General features: G+C 28.8%; 5 protein-coding genes. 4 read left to right on the plus strand and 1 reads right to left on the minus strand.

Features of this window, described 5'->3' with window-relative positions; genetic code table 11:
- The 3 genes from VK998_RS00330 to VK998_RS00340 form a co-directional block, all read left to right on the plus strand.
- On the plus strand, positions 1–1085 hold a 1085-nt coding region (locus VK998_RS00330; protein WP_325224206.1), incomplete at its 5' end, for a BCCT family transporter.
- Positions 1086–1194: 109 nt separating this feature from the next.
- On the plus strand, positions 1195–2208 hold the full coding sequence (locus tag VK998_RS00335; RefSeq protein ID WP_325224207.1) for a YkvI family membrane protein: 1014 nt from the start codon (positions 1195–1197) through the stop codon (positions 2206–2208).
- A gap of 96 nt (positions 2209–2304) precedes the next feature.
- Entirely contained in the window at positions 2305–3105 is an 801-nt protein-coding gene (locus tag VK998_RS00340; protein WP_325224210.1) for an alpha/beta fold hydrolase, read from the plus strand.
- A 328-nt stretch (positions 3106–3433) separates the two neighbouring features.
- On the opposite strand, the gene pdxR is transcribed toward VK998_RS00340, so the two are convergent.
- A complete protein-coding gene (gene pdxR / locus VK998_RS00345; protein ID WP_325224212.1) occupies positions 3434–4879 on the minus strand; it encodes a MocR-like pyridoxine biosynthesis transcription factor PdxR in 1446 nt (481 codons plus the stop codon).
- A 119-nt stretch (positions 4880–4998) separates the two neighbouring features.
- Here pdxR and VK998_RS00350 point away from each other — a divergent pair, with 119 nt between their 5' ends.
- Positions 4999–5217 (plus strand): hypothetical protein, encoded by a 219-nt coding sequence (locus VK998_RS00350; protein WP_325224214.1) that lies wholly within the window; start codon positions 4999–5001, stop codon positions 5215–5217.
- Positions 5218–5267 lie beyond the last annotated feature (50 nt).

The raw sequence follows: 5267 nt of genomic DNA on the forward strand, positions 1-5267 counted from the left end.
TGCACTGGGGAGTGCATCCGTGGGCAAATTATGCAGTAATTGCTCTTCCTTTAGCTTATATGCAGTTTAGGAAAAAGAAACAAGGATTAATTAGTAGTATTTTTATACCTTTATTGGGAGAGGAAAGAGTTGCAGGGCCTATTGGGAAATTTATAGATATATTAGCCATATTTGCAACAATAGCTGGAGTAGCTACTTCACTTGGTTTAGGTACTCTTCAAATTAATAGTGGATTGAATTATTTATTTGGAGTTCCTATAAATACAACCACTAATATTATAATTATAGTGACGGTTACAGTTTTATTTATGATATCAGCTATTACAGGATTGGATAAAGGAATTAAGTTTTTATCCAATGCAAATATAACATTAGCTAGTGCCTTAATGATATTAACTTTTATATTAGGACCTACTGTGACAATAATAAATTCTTTAACAAATGGTGTAGGTATGTATATATCTAATTTTATAGAATCAAGTTTCCAAATAAATCCTTTTGGTGACAATAGCTGGATAAATGGTTGGAAAATATTCTATTGGGCATGGTGGATTGCTTGGGCTCCATTTGTTGGATCATTTATTGCACGTATATCTAAAGGTAGAACTATAAAGGAATTTATATTGGGAGTATCGATAGTTCCTGCTTTAGGATCTCTTTTATGGTTTGCTGTTTTTGGAGCTACTGGAATAAACTTAGGACCAGAAATCGCTGCTGAAGCAATTGAGGTTACAGAGACAGCCTTATTTGTTGTTATGGAACATGTGCCTTTAGGTAGTATTATATCTTTAGTAGCTATAATTTTATTGTGTACATTCTTTGTTACTTCTGCAGATTCTGCAACTTTTGTTTTAGGAATGATGTCTAGGAATGGAGATTTAAATCCTAGTACTAATATTAAAATAGTGTGGGGAGCTATTCAATCTATGATGGCTTTTGCATTAATGCAAGCCGGCGGACTAGATGCACTTCAAACGAGCTCAATTGTAGCAGCCTTCCCATTTGCTATTGTAATGATATTTGCTTGTATTTCATTTGTAAAAGCATTGAAAGCAGAAGACCTTAGTGTACAAAAAACCAAATAAACTAAAAAACTAGGCAAATTTGCCTAGTTTTTTGTTGTAGAATAACAATTTTAAAGTTATAGTTTAGCCTTCCTACTAATACTATTAATTAGCAGGAGGGAGGCTTTATATGAAAAATTGGATAAAAATTGGATTTATATATGTAGGTACTGTAATAGGAGCAGGATTTGCTTCTGGAAGGGAGATTGTAGAATTTTTTGGGGCTTATGGTTTGAAAGGTATTTTAGGTATGTTTATAGTAGGTTTATTATTTTCTTTTGTAGGCAGTTTATTATTAATTAAGATACATAATAAAAAAATAAAAGATTTTAATGAATTAATAATAAATTTATTTGGCAAAAAAATTGGATTTATAATGGATACTATAATGATTTTTTCTTTATATACAGGATTTAGTGTAATGACAGCTGGATCTGGTGCTATATTTAAAGAGGAACTCGGGTTAACCTTTAATACTGGAGTTTTTGTTATGACTATATTTGCTTTTATTGTATTTTTATTTAGTTTAGAAGGGTTATCTCTTATAAATACTATACTAGTACCATTACTTATTATTGGAATTATATTTACATCTTCTTATGTAAATATAAGAGAAGAATATAATTTTACAAATATCCAAGGAACTAATATTACAAATAAAGGTAATTTTATCACATCATCTTTTTTATATTTTGGTTCTAATTCTTTAATAATAATCATAGTATTTTCATCCTTATATCCATTGATTAACAGTAAAAAAACTGCTATAAAAGGTGGTATGTTAGGAGGAATTATACTATCGATTCTTGGTATTGCTATATTATCTTCTATGCTCATATATTATAATGAGGTACATAATTTAGATATTCCTATGTTAATGGTATGTAGTTATGTGGGAGAAAGGTATAGAAAATTATATGCTATTATCCTCTGGGTTGCTATGTTTACTACTGCATTGGCTAATGGATTTGGATTTATGAATAGAATATCTAGGAAAAAAGGTAAATTACTAGTTACAGCTTTATTTTGTATATCTGCTATTCCATTAGCTAAAATTGGATTTGCAAATTTAGTAAGAACAATTTATCCTATTTTTGGAATAATTGGATTTACTATGATGGTGTTAATTTTGGTGAAAGGTTAGTGTGTTGAATATTGATATCGTTTCTTATATAAAACCGAAGATTATCTTCGGTTTTTTTGCTATACTAATATTAACAACCAAATAGGAGATGATAAAATGCCTTATACAATTATAAATGATAAAAAAATCTATTATAAACAATATGGAAATGGTGAACCAGTAGTTTTCTTAAATGGAGCTATGATGGCAACCAATAGCTGGTCTCCTTTTATTAAAACTGTAACAGAGAATTATAAGATGGTAACTGTAGACTTACTAGATCAAGGTAAATCAGATAGTTATGAAGGTAGTTATACTGTAGAGACTCAAGCTGATTTTTTAAAAGAATTTTTAGATAAACTGGAACTTGAAAAAGTACATTTAGTAGGTATGTCCTATGGGGGGAAGGTGGCTCTTACATTTACATCTAAATATCAGTATAAAGTAAAATCTTTAGCATTATCAAATACAGATAGCTATACTACAAAGATTATGAAAGAAATAGGGAAAGCTTGGATTTATGCAGCCTCTACTTTTGATGGAGATATTTTTTCACTTATAGCTATGCCTTATATGTATTCTTTCAATTATTATGAAAAAAGCTATGAAGATATAAAAGAAAAGGCAAAGATTTTATCAAAAGTTTTAAATGAAAAATGGTATGAAAGGTTTAAAAGAGGATTAGAAAGTGCAGATGAATACCATGTTTATGACAATATAAAAGACATTGAAGTACCTACATTAATCATAAGTTCTGAATTGGATACTCTTACTCCTATTAAATATCAACATCTAATTCATCAACAAATAAAAAATTCTCAATGGAAAGTAATAGAAGATGTAGGCCATGCAGCTATGTATGAAAAACCAAAGGAATATATTTCTTTAATAATGGAATTTTTAAAAGATATAAAATAGTATATACCATGTTTTGTCATTCTGAGGAAAGTCGAAGAATCCTGGACGTGAGATCCTTCGCTAACGCTCAGGATGACAGAGTTGTTATTCAGAATGACAGAGTTGTTATTCAGAATGACAGAGTTGTTATTCAGAATGACAGAGTTGTTATTCAGAATGACAGAGTTGTTATTCAGAATGACAGAGTTGTTATTCAGAATGATTAGATTGTTATTCAGAATGACTAGGTTGTTATTCTGAATACTAGGTTGTTATTCATGATGATTAAGTTGTTATTCATGATGATAGGATTGGTCTCAGGATGACAGAGGTGTTGTTCATTTTATTATTATACAAAAGGTAGATATTCGTTATTGTCTTTTTTATACTTTTTTCTAAGATGATTTTCTATTACCTTTATACCATGAACTATTTCTTCATTTGAAACAGCTCCAAAACTGAGCCTAATATAGTTAGAATCAATACTATCATCTAAGAAAAATATTTTGCCTGGTACTAAAGCTACATTGTTTTCTCCGCATTCATTATAAAGTTCTAAAGAATCTATTTCTTTAGGTAATTTGACCCATAAACTTAGTCCGCCTTTAGGTTGAATAAAATCTACTCCATATTTTTTGAGTCTTTCTAATTCCTCTACCATAGTATTATATTTTTTAGTATAGACTTTTTTAATGGTTTTTACATGTCCTTTCCAATATCCTTTTCGTAGATATAGATCGAAAGCTCTCTGTAAAAATCCAGAAGAAGAAATATCTGTAGTATGTTTAGCTCTAATTATATCTTTAAAGAGTTTTTTAGGTACCGTCATAAAACCAATTCTTACTCCTGGCATAAATATCTTAGAAAAGCTTTTTATATATATAACTTGATCTAAAGTGTCTTTGGATTTTAATGGTGTTTTTTTATCATCATCATAATTCAAATCTGTTAAAAAATCGTCTTCGATGATATAAAAATTATATTTTTTACTAAGTTTGATAAGTTCCTTTTGTTTTTCTTCACTATAAGAGTAGGTGGTAGGACTTTGGTAATTAGTCATCATATATAAAAATTTAGGTCTATATCTTTTGATATATTCATGAAATATATCTAAGTCCAATCCATCTTTTAGCATAGGGATTCCCATAATTTTAGCTCCTCTGGATTTAAAAGCTGCAATAGCTCCAGAATAGGTTGGATTTTCAACAAAGATACAATCCCCTTGAGAAATTAAGGTTTTAGTGATGATATCTATCCCCTGTTGACCACCTGAAATTACTTGTATCTGATCTTTATCAACTGTCATATTATAATTTTCATGTAAAAAAGAAGTAATAGATTCCCTAAAAGGTTCATAACCATTAATTTCAGGATAAACAAAAGCATTTCCCTTATCTCTATCTAAAACTTCATTTAAAGCCTGTTTAAACTCTTTTATAGGGAAAATTTCTGGAGTAGGAGATACAGATGCAAAATTAATACTATTTTTTGATATAGGAAGAACTCCTCCTATCATTAATTCAATATCTCCATCCTCCATATATGAAATATCCATATCATAACTAGATTTTCTTACATAAGTTCCGCTACCCTTTATGGAATACACATAACCTTCTTGTTCTAATAATTTATAAGCATTTACAACTGTAATATTGTTTACATCCAGTTTATCTGCTAAACTTCTAATAGAAGGAAGCTTTTCTCCTTCTTTAAAATTATTTTCTTCAATTAAATTTCTAATATTTTCATAAAGTTGTATATATAAAGGGGTATTTATTTCTTTATCGATAAGCATTGTTTTGGCCTCCCTTTAAATGTATGGGTACATTTATTATATCATATATTTAAATATTAACAAATATTTTGAAGGATATTATGAAAATACAACGAATTATAATATTATGAGGTGATATTATGGAATCGAAACAAAAGAAAAGCAAAGGGTTTAAATTTTTCATAATAATTTTTATCGGAATAATATTGTTTTTTTCAAAAAAAGAAAATCAAGAGAAATTCATAGATTTTATAAAAACTTCAGCAATTAGAAACCAAGAATTAAAATTAGAAAAGTCTATACCTGTAAATTTTAATATAGAAAAATTGTCTTTTTATGATACAAGTATATTGTTATAAAACGCCCTGACTGAAAACCGGGTGTCGGCGCCGATGCCCTGATACCCTCC

The sequence above is a fragment of the Schnuerera sp. genome (assembly GCF_035459645.1).
Taxonomy (GTDB): domain Bacteria; phylum Bacillota; class Clostridia; order Tissierellales; family Tepidimicrobiaceae; genus Schnuerera.

Coding starts and splice junctions, on each gene's coding strand:
- VK998_RS00350 (WP_325224214.1), top strand. CDS start 4,999: ATGGAATCGAAACAAAAGAAAAGCAAAGGGTTTAAATTTTTCATAATA.
- pdxR (WP_325224212.1), bottom strand. CDS start 4,879: ATGCTTATCGATAAAGAAATAAATACCCCTTTATATATACAACTTTAT.
- VK998_RS00340 (WP_325224210.1), top strand. CDS start 2,305: ATGCCTTATACAATTATAAATGATAAAAAAATCTATTATAAACAATAT.
- VK998_RS00335 (WP_325224207.1), top strand. CDS start 1,195: ATGAAAAATTGGATAAAAATTGGATTTATATATGTAGGTACTGTAATA.